Origin of the sequence: Vibrio vulnificus NBRC 15645 = ATCC 27562, assembly GCF_002224265.1 — a bacterium.
Taxonomy (GTDB): Bacteria; Pseudomonadota; Gammaproteobacteria; order Enterobacterales; family Vibrionaceae; genus Vibrio; species Vibrio vulnificus.
The window spans coordinates 3,178,149-3,191,838 of sequence record NZ_CP012881.1; the positions used below are offsets into that span (position 1 = coordinate 3,178,149).

Below are 13,690 nucleotides of genomic sequence, written 5' to 3' on the forward strand. Positions count from 1 at the left end.
GCAGCACGTCTTCTGTCGCCCATGTAGAGAGGTCGCAATGACCTCTCCTACTACTCATCAGCATCAAACCCAAATTGAAAAAGTCCGTTTGTGCCAAGGGTGCGAACTTCCCGTCGATGTGTTGCATGTTACCAAAGGTCGCAGCGCATATTGTCCAAGGTGTGGAACGCAGCTCTATCGTGGTGGCAACCCTAGCCTTTCTGGTAACCTTGCCATCGCGATCACCTGTTTGATGCTGTTTATCCCATCTCACTTTTTTAACTTTATCAGCATCCGACTTTTTGGTGTCATGATCCCTGCAACGCTCCCTTCCGGCATGTTGACCTTAATGGATGAAGGCTTTGTTGCTCTTTCACTGCTGATCATGTTTTGCAGCTCATTAGCCCCCTTATTAGTGTGCAGTGCTGTGGTGACTGCTCATATGGCGCTGCATTATCGCTGGTTTCGAGTGCTCAAGTATTCACTGGAAATCGTGCAAAATCTTAAACACTGGATGATGCTGGATGTCTTCCTCGTCAGCATTGCCATCTCATGTTTTAAACTGCAAGACTATTCCGATATTTTCGTTGGGCCAGGCTTAGTTGGCTTGCTCCTATTGCAACTTTTTAGTGTCTTGCTCATAACTCGCGTCAGTGTCAGGCGATATTGGGAAACATGGCATGCAGAAAGCCACTACTCGCTCGAAGAAAAGCATGTCCACTGCCATAGCTGTCATATGTCTCAACCCGAAGCAGAGAAATGTATTCGCTGCCATAGCCCTTTACACCATCGCAAACCGCACTCATTACAAAAAACATGGGCCTATTTGATCGCAGCCACTGTCGCGATTTTTCCTGCCAACTTAATCCCCATTTCGATTCTGATCACTAATGGACAACGGCTAGAAGATACGATTTTTTCGGGTGTTGCATCCTTAATTAAAAACGGCATGCATGGCATCGCCGTGATCATTTTTGTCGCCAGTATTGTGGTGCCCGTCGCTAAGATACTCGGTTTGACTTACATACTTTTGTGCATCCATTTCAAACGTACGATTTACCATCGCCAGAGAATGACCATTTACTTCTTTGTTAAATGGATTGGTAAATGGTCTGTGATGGATCTTTTTGTCATCTCGATCATGATGACCTTAGTCGATCGAGGTCAAATTCTCGATTTTACTCCCGGATATGGAGCGGTCGCATTTGGTATGGTTGTTGTGTTAACCATGTTGGCCGCAGAAAGTATTGATCCCCGATTAATCTGGGACAACTACTCAGATGCAAATAAAGATGAGTCATTGCATGAGCAAACAAAATAGTTCGCAAAAATCTTACACTCCTGATGTGCGAAAAAACAAAGGGATTTCTCCCCTTTGGATTTTGCCTATCTTAACCATGCTGCTTGCGGGATGGTTGGTCGCGAAGGCGATCCACGATGCAGGACAACGAGTTCAAATTTACTTTTCTGACGCACAAGGGTTGGTTGCAGGTCGCACAACGATTCGCTATCAAGGCTTAGAAGTCGGCATGGTTCGAGATATTAACCTCTCCAAAGACCTTTCTAATATCTACGTCGATGCCGATATTTATCCCGAAGCGACTCAACTACTCAACAAAAACACCCGTTTTTGGTTGGTAAAACCAACGGCCAGTCTCTCTGGTATCTCTGGTCTTGATGCGTTGGTTTCTGGTAACTACATCGCTATTCAACCCGGCAATGACGACGATGAAGCCGAAACCGTGTTTTATGCGCTTGATAGCGCGCCAACCGATATTCTTGCAGAGAAGGGCCTGACGATCACCTTACGTGCCCGCGATCTGGGAGGCGTTTCCATTGGTTCTAAAATTGTTTACAAGAAAATCCCCATCGGAGAAGTATACAGTTACCGCTTAGCGGAAAACGGTAAGTCGGTGACCATTCTTGCTCGAATTGACGATGAATATCGCCATATCATTAACCAGCAGAGCCGATTTTGGAATGTCAGTGGCATTGGGGCCAGCATTGGCTTTGAAGGTGTGGACGTTCGTTTGGAAAGCATGAGCGCATTATTTGGCGGCGCCATCGCGGTCGATTCGCCAGATGATGGTGAACCTGTGGAGAAAAATGCTCAGTTTCGTTTATATCGCGACCTCAAAACAGCAGGCCGCGGGATTTCGGTACAAATCACCCTCCCCGATGGTCATAACATTAGCTCAAACGGGGCACCGATTATGTACCGAGGCATTGAAGTCGGTGAAATTACCAATCTTTCGCTTTCAGAAGGGCGTGAAGTGATCATTGCCAATGCCGCTATTCAACCGGCCTTTAGCGACATGCTGACAACAGGCAGTGATTTTGTGTTAGAAGAAGCCAAAGTGTCGCTTTCTGGTGTCGAAAACATCAGTAATTTGGTTCGCGGTAATTTCCTTACCATCATTCCCGGTGACGGTGAAAAATCTCGCCGCTTTACTGCGATTAAAAAAGAGGAATATTCACAACAACAAGCTAAGTCCTTGTCTGTGCGTCTCTTGTCAGATAGCTCGTACGGTCTCGATGCAGGTGCGAACATCCTTTACAAAGGGATTGTTGTTGGTTCGGTGATCAAAGTCGGCTTACTGGACGAAAAAACAGCCCGTCAACCTGCCAACGAAGTGTATCTTGATGTCCTCATCGACAAACAATACGCCCATTTAATTCGCGCCAACAACCGCTTTTTCGTCACAGGCAGTGCAACCGCTGAGCTGACTGAATCTGGCCTGAGTGTCACTGTACCGCCAGCCAAACAGCTACTCACAGGCTCGATTAGCTTCGTCAGTGAAGGAAAAAACAGCGCTAATCCAACCTATCAGCTGTTCCAAAGTCGCTCACTTGCCGAGCTGGCAAAGTTCAATCAAACGGGCTCGCAAACATTGACCCTGTTTGCTGCAGAATTACCGCCGATTTCAAAAGGAAGTCCTCTTCTCTACCGCAACCTACCCGTTGGTAGCGTCTCAGATTTCTCTTTGGCCAACGGTGGGGTTGAAGTCGCTATCAGCATCGAGAATCGTTATAAGCACCTCATCAATGATCAAACGGTGTTTTGGAACCGCTCGGGTGTCGAAGTGGACGCCAGCTTGGCTGGTGTGGCGATCAAAGCCGCTCCGCTTAAAACCCTACTACAAGGTGGGATTGCTTTTGACACGGTCGCTGGCATTGAGAACAAAACGGGACAGCATTGGAAACTCTACCCCGACCAAAACCAAGCGCGTAAATTTGGTCGAATCATTACGCTTAAAACCGATGGAGGCCAATCCCTCAGCAAAGGAATGGCAATCCAATATCAAGGGGTCAAAGTGGGAGAAATTACACTGGTGGCACCTGATTTCAACAAAGGCATCGTAGAGGCATCGGCAAGAATTCTGCCTGAGTACGTCGCCAATGTGGCTTTACAAGATTCGCATTTTTGGTTAGCCGAACCCAAGATTGGTCTAAATGGGGTAAAAAACATCGATGCCCTACTCAGCAAATACATCCAAGTAGAGCCCGGCAAAGGAAAAGCAGCATTCAGTTTTGAATTGGCCAATAAGCCACCTCATCCAACGGGGACGATGTTTACACTACAAAGTGAGCATCGTGGCTCGGTCAGTGTTGGAACGCCGATTCTTTATCGCGATATGGAAGTAGGCAGCGTGACCGATGTCCAGCTTGGTAAGTTTGCTGATCGTGTAGTCTTTAGTATCGAGGTTCAAAACGAATACGCATATTTGGTCAGACAAAACAGCCTGTTTTGGAATGTGTCTGGCGTAGACGTCTCAATCGGCCTATCCGGTGCCAACATTAAAGCTGGCTCATTTGATAGCTTGGTCCGAGGTGGTATTGCCTTCGCAACCCCACCGCAAAAACAATTGGAACCTATCGCGCAACAAGGCCAAGCGTTTTTCCTCTACGACAAAGCCGAGGAGGAGTGGAAAAAGTGGCGAACAGCCATTCCTAAACCTTAGTGTGACTCTAAATGCAGCTTTCGGGCTGCATTTTTATTTTTGTCTGCTCGCCAATTCGTTTATCATTCCCCTCCCATATTGGCACCTGGAACCCTACTGTGCATTCAAACGTCTATCTGCCAGAAACCTTTCTGGACAAAATCAAAACCATCCTACCTCGCGCCCTGAACATGGACGACTTCATCGCCTATTGTCAGCAGCCACTGCGTAAAAGTATCCGCGTCAACACGCTCAAGATCTCCGTTGATGCATTTCTTACCATCGCGCAAGAGAAAGGTTGGACACTTCACCCTGTTCCTTGGTGTGAAACCGGTTTTTGGATTGAGGCAGATGAAAGCAAAGTGCCGCTTGGCAACACCGCCGAGCACATGTGCGGTTTGTTCTATATTCAAGAAGCCAGCTCAATGATGCCAGTTAGCGCACTATTTCTAGGTGAAAACCAATTTGAATCGGTGCTGGATACCGCTGCAGCACCTGGTTCTAAAACCACACAAATCGCAGCATTAATGAACAACCAAGGCATTTTGGTCGCGAACGAGTATGCGGCAAGCCGGGTGAAAGTGCTTCACGCCAACATTGAACGATGCGGCGTTCGGAATGCAGCATTGAGCAACTTTGATGGCCGCGTGTTTGGTGGTTGGCTACCAGAATCGTTTGATGCCGTATTGCTTGACGCCCCTTGTTCAGGTGAAGGCACTGTGCGTAAAGACGAAGATGCCATGAAAAACTGGTCCCAAGAATCGGTACTGGAAATCGCCGCGACACAAAAAGATCTTATTGAAAGTGCGTTTCAAGCGCTCAAACCGGGCGGAGTCATGGTTTACTCGACCTGCACCTTGAGCGAAGAAGAAAACCAGCAAGTTTGTCACCATCTAAAACACACGTTTGGCGATGCCGTGGCGTTTGAAAGTTTGAGTTCACTCTTTGATGGCGCAGAAAAAGCGTTAACAGAAGAAGGGTTTCTGCATATTTTCCCACAAGTGTACGACAGTGAAGGCTTCTTCGTCGCGCGTATTCGCAAACTGGCGTCGGTCAACACTCCAGACGTCAACAAGAAAATGGGTAAGTTTCCATTTCAAAAAGCGAGTAAAAAAGAGAGCGCTTTGATTGAGAAATCCCTCTCTGATTCACTCGATATCAGTTTACCAGCGGACAGCACCATTTGGTTACGAGACAACGATGTTTGGCTCTTCCCTAATGCTTTAGAACCCATGCTGGGTGAACTGCGTTTCTCTCGTATGGGGATCAAGCTGGCTGAAAAGCACAAGAATGGCTATCGTTGGCAGCATCAGATTGCGACAACACTAGCCAGTGGCGATGAGAAAACCGTTGTGGACATTGACACCGATGCCGCACGCGAATGGTTTATGGGCCGCGATATCTACCCAGAAAACAGTGGCAAAGGCGAAGTTTTCGTTCGCTACCAAGGCGCAATTATTGGTTTGGGTAAGTGGGTAAGTAACAAAATTAAGAATGGATTACCGCGAGAATTAGTCAGAGATAAGAATTTGTTCTAAATCTAAGACTGCTTCCAGAATCAGCGCTGCGTGGGTCTTAGAACCAAGCAGCGCAGTAAGCCTGTACTACACTTAGGATCAGTTGGATGTGAAACCCGAGTAAGAATCTCCCCTTCTGTAACATTCTTACCACTCACATAGCAACACTGTTTAGCGCAGGCTCTTAAGAGCCATTTCCCCTAGGCCCACCGACGGAACCGATGGGCCTTTTTTTTGCTGGCAAGAATGACCAGTGACTACTTCACCGCGCGAATACCATCTTTCTCAATGACGATCTTGCCTGCTTTAAACAATCCGCCGATGGTTTTCTTGTACGTCCCTTTGCTAGTGCGAAAAGCCGTAAAAATTGCCTCTGGAGTCGACTTATCGTTGAGTGGCAAAAAGCCCCCTTTCTTTTCAAGTAACTCGAGGACTTTTTCAGAAAGGTCGTCCATTTTGGCAACGCCCACTTTTTGCAATGCAAGGTCAATTTTGCCATCTTCACGAACGTTTTTGATGTATCCCTTCAGTTTCTTGCCGATAAACAGCTTGCCAAAAACATCCGATGGAAAAATCATGCCCCAGTGTGAACCGTTCACAATCGCTTTGAAGCCCAGTTGACTGCGCTCGGCAATGATCAGATCCACTTGCTCGTTGCGGGTGTAATTCGCTGGTGTTTTATCAAGCAGCTTATTGAATTTGGTGGTGCCGACAATGCGACCAGAGGCTTTATCGGTGTACACATACACGAGAATCGATTGACCAGCAGTAAAACGACTGCGTTGCTCACTGTATGGCACTAGCAGATCTTTTTCTTTGATGCCCCAGTTAACAAAAGCACCCGTGCTGTTGACCCCCTCAACCTTCATCAAGCCCCATTCGCCCACTTGTGCGATTGGCGTTTCAGTTGTAGCAGCCAACTGATTGTCGGAGTCAAAGTAAATAAAAACATCGATTTGAGCGCCGACCTCACAGCCTTCTGGCACATGCTTATTTGCCAGTAAAATGCTGCCATAGTCTTTTCCATCTAGGAATACACCAAAATCTGTGCGTTTAGTTACTTCTAAGTTGTTAATTTGACCAACTTTAATCATTGAATATATCTCACTGCAAATTTGCAGAGATTATACGTGATCTCTGCTATTCTTGCGCAAGTCTCAATACAATTATTTATCAAATAGGGTATTTCGTTGATTTCAGTCGATAAACAAGACTCCATCACCCTCAAGATCAGCCATATTATGGGGGCAAGTAAAAAACTCGATCTCGACTTCTACCTATTCGTTCCTGGAGAGCTTGGGCTAACGCCTGAAGTGCTCTCTGAATCTGAGTTTTACTATACCTCTGTTGTGCAAAAGCGTTCTTATTACAGTGACAAAACGCTACTTCCGCTGGTGCACAGCCGATTAGCGCAGCGGGGGCGTTTATCAAATACTCAGTATCGTGTTAGCTTGAGTTTGTTTGCCTATCAATACGTCATCGCACTCGATAAAGCCGTGGCTAAGCTGAATGAGCAATCTAGTGACGGCGTCACCGAAGATCAAGTCGATGAGGTGATAGAGATTTCTCTCGATATCCTCAAAAGACTGCGCCGCTCTATCCCCTATGAAGAGATTCTTAAGCGTTATTACGTCAACATCGATAACTATCTTTCTTGGTACACCGAACAAAAATTTCTTGCCTTGGTTGCCCACTTACCGCGTGAAGGCGATTACAGCACCATCAAGGATCGCTTAATCACTCTCTGCGAAAAAGAGCAAGCACATCGAAAGCTCAATAAGTACAACTCGTCCAACGCAGCAGACGATGCAACGCGCATGACCAACAAAATGCGTTTACTGCGCCGCTTGATTGAGCACCCGATTGTGTTGAATGAGAAAACCACCTCACTAGGCAAGAACATCAAACGCATGATCAAAGGCTTGGCAACCGGTCTTGTCATGGTGTTTGTAACAACCACGGTCATTTCTGCGCGAGATTATCTTGGTGAAATTTCTGCGTCATTCATCGTCGCTATGTCGATCATTTATGCTTTACGTGAAATCTTTAAAGATGACTTGCGCGACATGATGTGGCGTTGGATCCGCAAAGGTAAGCCGAAGTGGCGTCGTAAATACACCGACCCCACGACGGGGAAAGAGGTCGGCCACAAGTTGGAATGGTTAGATTACACCGTCATCAATAAACTGCCGGATCGCATTCAGGCCATTCGGAAACGACGCGTGGTTCAGCGAGAAGAGCAAATTCTTCACTACCATGCCAAAACGGAAATGTCGACATCTCGCTTTTTGAGTGGCTATGAACAAACACGAGAAACATTCAACATCAGTTTAAGACCATTTACACGCTTGATGGACAAAGGCAGTAACCGTATCTATCGGTTACAAGATGGGCAAGTCAGTCGCGAATCAGTGGAAAAACGCCATCTCTTTAATCTGATCGTGAAAGAAAACACCCACCAAGGTGAACCCGTTTACTACCGCTGGAAAATTGTCATGAATCGCTCGAAAATTGTTGCCATCGAGAAAATCGAACAGCCTGAAACATAGCGTTATGCTCTAGGCACCACTTTTTTAATCGATAGGGTTAAATCAAATTCGGCCATCGGCTCGTCTCCGTGCAAAGTGGGACACAGCGCGGTAATTCGAACATCTTGATTCACCCGCTCACCCGTTTGCATGGTTTGCGCGAGCATTTGGTCGATCAAAGGACCATCATGGCAAACAAAATGCACATCCGCCTCTGGCCTTTTAAGAAATTCCGCCTTAACGCCCTTAAACGCCAAAGAAATTTTCTCTCCTTGATTTTTGGCTTTGCTCATCGCCAAAAAACCACCTGCCACATCCGCACCTACCGCTAATGCACCGAAGTACATGCTATTGAGGTGGTTCTTTGTTCGTTTTCTTAGAGGGATTTTCACTTCCACCATTTTTTCATCAATGGCAATGATTTTAGGGCGACACAACCAGATCAGGGGAACTTTTGAAAACCCAAACATATTGAGATAAAGATTGGCTTTTTGTAGTGACGTAAGCATAGTGGCGTTTCCTTATAACTAGTCAGACCAGTTTCCTGCGCACAGCGCCAGTTGTCAAAGAATTGTTAACAAAAATCATCAAGTCGCTGAGTCCATCACGAATTTATCCCCACGATTCATCATCAATTCAGTGGAAAATGTTCATTAACTCCCTTTTCATTAAGGCTTTTATTTATTAACAGTTACTCATACTGTTTCACTTACGCTTATATTCATTTTAATTCACGCCAGCTTTACAGTTTGACACTTAAATAGATGGCTAAGAATCCCGTTAAATGGTTTATTCCTGTGGCTAATTCCGTTATCTTTACCGCTTCGTAATAAAATACAAAGCTATCACATGCCACTAAAAACAGATGAATTGAGAACCCAACCTTTGGGTCCAATGCCAACTCCCGCTGAGTTGAGCCAAGCCCATCCGATTACCGACGATGTGGCCGAGCGAATTGCGAAATCTCGCAGACAAATTGAAGATATTTTAACGGGTAAGGACAACCGCCTTTTGGTGATTGTCGGTCCTTGCTCTGTGCACGATCCTGAAGCCGCGATTGATTACGCGACGCGTTTAAGCTCGATTCAAGAGCAGTATCGCGATGAGCTGTTCATCGTTATGCGTACCTACTTTGAAAAACCACGCACTGTGGTGGGCTGGAAAGGCCTCATTACCGACCCAAATCTGGATGGCTCGTATGCGCTAGAAGCTGGCTTACATAAAGCACGTAAGCTATTGCTCGACATCAACAAACTTGGCCTTGCCACCGCAACCGAGTTTCTTGACATGATCACCGGTCAATATATTGCTGATTTGATCACTTGGGGCGCAATTGGTGCACGAACCACTGAATCGCAAATTCACCGTGAAATGGCGTCAGCACTCTCCTGCCCGGTTGGCTTTAAAAACGGCACCAACGGCAACGTGAAAATTGCAATTGATGCAATTCGCGCATCAAAAGCTTCACATTACTTCTACTCTCCAGATAAAAATGGCCGCATGACCGTTTACCGCACCAGTGGTAACCCATACGGACACATTATTCTGCGTGGTGGTGATACCGGCCCTAACTTTGATGCAAAATCGGTTGAGTCTGCATGTCAGTCACTGGCTGAATTCGATTTGCCACAACGTTTGATCGTTGATTTCAGTCACGCGAACTGTGAAAAGCAACATCGTAAACAGCTCGATGTCGCGCAAGACATTTGTAACCAACTAAAAGCGGGCAGCACTTATATCGCGGGCATCATGGCAGAAAGCTTTATTACCGAAGGCAATCAGCCGATGACTGATCTTGATAACTTGACCTACGGCCAATCGATCACTGACCCTTGCCTAAGCTGGGAACACACAGCGCAAATGCTGGACATGCTTGCGACTGCTGTAAAAGAAAGCCGTTAAGATAATAACTATAGGAACTTAAACCATGCCGTCATTTGACATTGTTTCTGAAATCGATACCGTTGAACTACGCAACGCTGTAGACAACTCAAACCGTGAGCTTTCGACTCGTTTTGATTTTCGTAACGTGCAAGCTAGCTTTGAGCTAGTAGAGCAAACGGTAAAAGTCTCTGCTGAAGGTGACTTCCAGTTAAAGCAAATGCGCGATATTTTACGTGGTCACCTTGCTAAGCGTGGTGTTGACGCAAACTCTATGGATGCGAAAACAGCTGAGCAGACAGGTAAAAACTGGCATCAAGACATTGTTTTCCTTCAAGGCATTGAAACGCCAATGGCGAAAAAAATCGTTAAGCTGATTAAAGATGCCAAACTGAAAGTACAAGCTTCTATCCAAGGCGACAAAGTTCGCGTAACGGGTAAAAAACGCGACGATTTGCAAGAAGCTATTGCCGCAATTCGTGCCGCAGAACTTGGCCAACCATTCCAGTTCAATAACTTCCGTGATTAATCGCGATATGGCGATATATCAACGACAAAAGCCTCTGATGAGGCTTTTTGTTTATCTGCGATAGAATAAACACTGCGCAGAAAGGAAAAAGAAAAGGGGCTCAGATGACTTTTACGCCATTTCTGCCACCACGTTTGATGTCATATAACGCTTCATCGGCTTGCGATAAATAGGGTTCCCAATTTTTCTGCAATTCATGAGCCGAAGAGACACAAACCGCACCAATCGAAACCGTAACGGCGACAACCTCATCCGATGCGGCAATTTCAGTTCGCGAAATCGCTTCTTGCAGCCTGGTTAATGTCTGATGGGCCTGTTGGCAAGTTAGATTCAATACCAGAACAAACTCTTCTCCCCCCCATCGCAGCAGCAAGTCGTCACCACGCGTACAGCAGCTAAGCATGTCGGCCACCTTAGACAACACATCATCACCCACTTGATGTCCATATGTATCATTGATCTGTTTGAAATGATCGATATCGACTACAGCCAAGCATTTCGGCGTGTTCATGGTGTCTGACTTGTTGCTGATGCTTTGCCACCATTTATCCAGATAGCTGCGATTGTTTACCCGCGTAAGAGGATCAATCATAGATTGCGTCTCTAGCCGCACGTTTTGTTGCGTCAATGTTTGTTGTAAACGTTGGCTTGCTTTGAGTTTACGCCAAAGCAGATAGGCGAGAAACGAGAATAGAGTCACGGTCAGCATATAGGCCCGTTCACGTAATTTTTGCGCTTCCAGTTGGGTCAGTTGCAATGCATTTTGCGCCTCCAGCAACATCAACTCTTGCGACGCGAGTTTTTCATCGAGCCGACCTCTGACAATCGCCACGTCCGAATTAAACGATTCTGTGAGGTATTTTTGCTCTAACTGCGACGCGGTTTGATAAGTTTGCAGCGCAGACTTGAGTTCACCCGATTGCTGTTGAATTCGAGACAATGTTTTTAGCGCCTCAATGATCGCAATGGTCTCTTTATCTTCTTCAAACTGCTTCAATGCCAACTGGATATAGCTGGTAGCATCTTTGAGTTCATTTTCGACGAGGAACACTTCCGCAAGAATGTCTTGGCAATGAGCAATTTGACTCTCAGTGCCGTTTTTCTGTGCAAATTTGAGACATTCTAAACCTGTTTCCATGGCGAGTTGCGTGTGCTCTTGCCTCAGCAATACTTCCGTCATGTTGACTAGGGTTTTAATTTTTAGATAGCTGGCCCCTGCCAAGCCGGCCTTTTCATATGCCAATCTGATGTTAGTGAGTTCAGAATCTTTACGCCCCATGGCCCCATCAATCACACTGGCATTCGTGAGTAAGATGGCTTCAAACAAAGTGTTTTTGAAATGATTGGAGTCATAGAGTCGATTAGACTGACGATTGAATTGCTCCGCACGTTGCCAATCTTTACTATCCATGTACACAGTGGAGATATTATTGAGCACCATAGAAGCCTGAAGCGGCTCTTCATTCTGTTCAAAAATCTCTAACGCACGATGATACTGATTCAGCGCCACCGTAAAATCGGTAAACTCATAGGCTACGTTGCCGAGCCATTTTAGCGCGCGCCCTTCTAAAGACTGGTAGCCAAGCGCATCGGCCATCTCTTGCGCTTCAAGAAAATACGCCTCTGCTTGGCGAAAATGATTTTGGGCCATCAGCCCACGACCTTGCGTTAACTTCGCTTCAGCCTTAATCCATTGCTGATCCGTTTGCTCTGCCAACTCAAGCACTTCAGGTAAGTTGGAGCTTTCTTTTCCTTCATACTTAAAGAGGTTGTTTTTAGCAAACAAATACAAAGCTTTGGCGTTATCGCTGCCATTTTCTGGATAAACGAACGCTTTATTTGCCGTGATTTGTGGGTAGCGTAGCGAATCCACGTAATACTGAAGGTAAACATGCTCTTGCTCAGAGATGATCTCATCTAGGTAGAGATCGCAAGGTAAGGCATGAGGCTCGGCAAAAACCGCAGTTGGAATGAGAGCAGAAAAAAGTGATATGAATAACGGTTTAACTTTTGATGACATTCGGCATTACTGACTCAGATTCGCTCTTCCTTGAATACAGGGCTACCGCAATGCCACGCCATCAAAGCAACGCAGACGACAGAGCAAAAACGATAAGTTAGAACCATGAAAGCTATCATTTCATAGCGCAGATAGATGATAAACATACAAAAAACATGGAGACTGCGTTATATAATTTCCAACTCTATAACGCAAGACATTCGTCACACAATCAATGCATTTCAGTTAGAAGTTCTGTTATTTAGACCATTTATTCTGGAAGACGCTCTCGCAGATATCGGGCAAATTTGGGTTTGCCGCTGTTAGTGAAACCATTGTGTCGATAAGTAACGGTCGCACCAATGGCGGGGGGATTTTTGCGTTGTTCGTCAGTGAAACCACTACCAATATAGAACTCAGTCCCATCATCGAGCCGCACTAACAAAGCACCTAGCATCCCCATTAAACGGCCACTCCCTGGTTTATAGCCAATGACCATCGCTTCTGCATCACTGTACTTCTTCAGTTTTAGTAGATCACTGCCCCGCCCCGCTTGGTAGCGACTGGTAATGTTCCTAAGCATCACCCCTTCTCCACTGACGCCAGTAATGGCATCCAGTTTTTCAAAAAGCTGTGCTTCGCTGACAATCGGTTTGTGCTCAACAAATTTGATGTGCCTTGCGTCGATGTTTTTTACTAAATCGATCAGGGTATAGTAGCGCTTTTGGTAATCACCCGCTGACTCAGGTAGGTCAAAAACCATAAAGTCAATCTGCTTCCATGCATGCTCATCAGGCGTGGTGTCCAACACCGTCTGCTGCACAATGTGAAAATTGCCTCGTCCAGCCCATAACTCACCATCGAGCGCCATCGGTGGCAATGCTTCAATAAACCACTTCGGAGCATAAATTCGATTGCCATTGCGAGTGAGTAATTGAGTGCCGGTCCAATACGCCCGAATACCATCCAATTTTTCGCTGTACCAGTAGTCATTGATCTTCACGCCATGCCCATAAGTTTGTGCAAGCATCACCTCTGGTATTGGCAATGGCTCTTCCTCAGCCATCGCAGGGATGGCGACGAGAATCGCCATCGATAACATAGTCAAACGCATCCTGCTTCCCTTAATCCTTTCCTTCCTAGCGTTTTTATCGCATTTCCCCACCATGTTCACGTCTAGTTGCGAGGTTCATAAACGATGTGCGACAGCACTCAGTAAAAATCGAAAAAGGGTTCTATTAATTACAATTTTTCCATGCTCTCAGACGTGTTTTCCTGATTCTCAAATTGAGAAAAAATCATTTCGATTTGAGAAG

Annotated in this window: 10 protein-coding genes; 6 read left to right on the forward strand and 4 right to left on the reverse strand. The window is 46.0% G+C overall.

Annotated elements, in window-relative coordinates; genetic code table 11:
- The first annotated feature begins 37 nt into the window (after positions 1 to 37).
- From AOT11_RS15510 to rsmF, 3 genes are all read left to right on the forward strand, one after another.
- Positions 38 to 1,300, forward strand: coding sequence for a paraquat-inducible protein A (locus tag AOT11_RS15510; RefSeq protein ID WP_017422080.1), 1,263 nt, complete (start codon positions 38 to 40; stop codon positions 1,298 to 1,300).
- Positions 1,284 to 3,941 carry an MlaD family protein gene (locus AOT11_RS15515; RefSeq protein ID WP_026050689.1) on the forward strand — a complete coding sequence of 886 codons (2,658 nt, stop codon included), beginning with the start codon at positions 1,284 to 1,286 and terminating at the stop codon, positions 3,939 to 3,941. Before AOT11_RS15510 ends, AOT11_RS15515 begins: the two co-directional genes overlap by 17 nt.
- Before the next feature lie 98 nt (positions 3,942 to 4,039).
- Entirely contained in the window at positions 4,040 to 5,458 is a 1,419-nt protein-coding gene (gene rsmF / locus AOT11_RS15520) for a 16S rRNA (cytosine(1407)-C(5))-methyltransferase RsmF (protein WP_026050690.1), read from the forward strand.
- Positions 5,459 to 5,694: 236 nt separating this feature from the next.
- On the opposite strand, the gene AOT11_RS15525 is transcribed toward rsmF, so the two are convergent.
- Positions 5,695 to 6,531: a CvfB family protein gene (locus tag AOT11_RS15525; protein WP_017422083.1), complete on the reverse strand. Its 837-nt coding sequence runs from the start codon at positions 6,529 to 6,531 to the stop codon at positions 5,695 to 5,697.
- Positions 6,532 to 6,627: 96 nt separating this feature from the next.
- Between AOT11_RS15525 and AOT11_RS15530 the strand changes: the two genes are divergently transcribed.
- Complete coding sequence (locus AOT11_RS15530; RefSeq protein ID WP_011080494.1) at positions 6,628 to 7,986, forward strand: hypothetical protein; 1,359 nt, start codon at positions 6,628 to 6,630, stop codon at positions 7,984 to 7,986.
- 2 nt (positions 7,987 to 7,988) lie between these two features.
- Here the strand turns inward: AOT11_RS15530 and AOT11_RS15535 are convergent, their stop codons facing one another.
- Positions 7,989 to 8,474 carry a PaaI family thioesterase gene (locus tag AOT11_RS15535; RefSeq protein ID WP_011150249.1) on the reverse strand — a complete coding sequence of 162 codons (486 nt, stop codon included), beginning with the start codon at positions 8,472 to 8,474 and terminating at the stop codon, positions 7,989 to 7,991.
- A 340-nt stretch (positions 8,475 to 8,814) separates the two neighbouring features.
- Here AOT11_RS15535 and AOT11_RS15540 point away from each other — a divergent pair, with 340 nt between their 5' ends.
- Positions 8,815 to 9,867: a 3-deoxy-7-phosphoheptulonate synthase gene (locus AOT11_RS15540; RefSeq protein WP_017422084.1), complete on the forward strand. Its 1,053-nt coding sequence runs from the start codon at positions 8,815 to 8,817 to the stop codon at positions 9,865 to 9,867.
- Between the two features lie 25 nt (positions 9,868 to 9,892).
- Entirely contained in the window at positions 9,893 to 10,375 is a 483-nt protein-coding gene (locus tag AOT11_RS15545) for a YajQ family cyclic di-GMP-binding protein (protein ID WP_017422085.1), read from the forward strand.
- Positions 10,376 to 10,475: 100 nt separating this feature from the next.
- On the opposite strand, the gene AOT11_RS15550 is transcribed toward AOT11_RS15545, so the two are convergent.
- Positions 10,476 to 12,395 (reverse strand): GGDEF domain-containing protein, encoded by a 1,920-nt coding sequence (locus AOT11_RS15550; RefSeq protein WP_017422086.1) that lies wholly within the window; start codon positions 12,393 to 12,395, stop codon positions 10,476 to 10,478.
- A 250-nt stretch (positions 12,396 to 12,645) separates the two neighbouring features.
- Positions 12,646 to 13,488: a DNA ligase gene (locus AOT11_RS15555; protein ID WP_017422087.1), complete on the reverse strand. Its 843-nt coding sequence runs from the start codon at positions 13,486 to 13,488 to the stop codon at positions 12,646 to 12,648.
- Between the last annotated feature and the right edge of the window lie 202 nt (positions 13,489 to 13,690).

What these genes read in the sequence shown, in the direction of transcription:
- AOT11_RS15510 (WP_017422080.1), top strand. Translation starts at nt 38, where the DNA reads ATGACCTCTCCTACTACTCATCAGCATCAAACCCAAATTGAAAAAGTC.
- AOT11_RS15515 (WP_026050689.1), top strand. Translation starts at nt 1,284, where the DNA reads ATGAGCAAACAAAATAGTTCGCAAAAATCTTACACTCCTGATGTGCGA.
- AOT11_RS15525 (WP_017422083.1), bottom strand. Translation starts at nt 6,531, where the DNA reads ATGATTAAAGTTGGTCAAATTAACAACTTAGAAGTAACTAAACGCACA.
- AOT11_RS15535 (WP_011150249.1), bottom strand. Translation starts at nt 8,474, where the DNA reads ATGCTTACGTCACTACAAAAAGCCAATCTTTATCTCAATATGTTTGGG.
- AOT11_RS15540 (WP_017422084.1), top strand. Translation starts at nt 8,815, where the DNA reads ATGCCACTAAAAACAGATGAATTGAGAACCCAACCTTTGGGTCCAATG.
- AOT11_RS15545 (WP_017422085.1), top strand. Translation starts at nt 9,893, where the DNA reads ATGCCGTCATTTGACATTGTTTCTGAAATCGATACCGTTGAACTACGC.
- AOT11_RS15550 (WP_017422086.1), bottom strand. Translation starts at nt 12,395, where the DNA reads ATGTCATCAAAAGTTAAACCGTTATTCATATCACTTTTTTCTGCTCTC.
- AOT11_RS15555 (WP_017422087.1), bottom strand. Translation starts at nt 13,488, where the DNA reads ATGCGTTTGACTATGTTATCGATGGCGATTCTCGTCGCCATCCCTGCG.